2 protein-coding genes are annotated in these 514 nt (G+C 44.0%); both read left to right on the top strand.

What is annotated here, in order from left to right; all coding sequences use genetic code 11:
* On the top strand, nucleotides 1-248 hold a 248-nt coding region (locus HC175_RS17420), incomplete at its 5' end, for an aldehyde dehydrogenase family protein (RefSeq protein ID WP_168139565.1).
* Nucleotides 249-256: 8 nt separating this feature from the next.
* Nucleotides 257-514 (top strand): DUF779 domain-containing protein (locus HC175_RS17415; protein WP_168139564.1); only part of this gene is annotated, 258 nt, incomplete at its 3' end.

Below are 514 nucleotides of genomic sequence, written 5' to 3'. Positions count from 1 at the left end.
ACACCATGTATGGTCTTGGTGCCGGGGTTTGGACACGGGATGCGCACCAGGCTTATAAGGTGCCCCGGGCGATAAAAGCAGGTCGTGTATGGGTGAATTGCTATCACGATTATCCTGCGCACGCACCTTTTGGCGGCTATAAGAAATCTGGCTTCGGAAGAGAAAACCATTTAATGATGCTAAGTCATTACAGGCAAACCAAAAATATGCTTATTTCTTACGACAAGAATAAGCTGGGATTATTTTAAAATGATTTATGGGAGAATATAAGAGAGTAGAAATAACTGAAGAGGCGGCAGAGGTTTTACCCGGTTTGAAGGAGCAGCACGGGGAGCTCATCTTCCATCAAAGTGGAGGATGTTGCGACGGTTCATCACCTATGCTGCTTCCTAAAGAAGATTTTTACCTGGATGATAATGATATCTTGTTGGGAGAGGTCGCGGGGATTCCATTTTACATGAGTCATGATCAATTTGAGTATTGGAAACATACACACCTCACGGTAGATATTACC

The organism is Salinimicrobium oceani (assembly GCF_012037645.1).
This window is presented reverse-complemented; position numbering and strand designations above follow the sequence as displayed.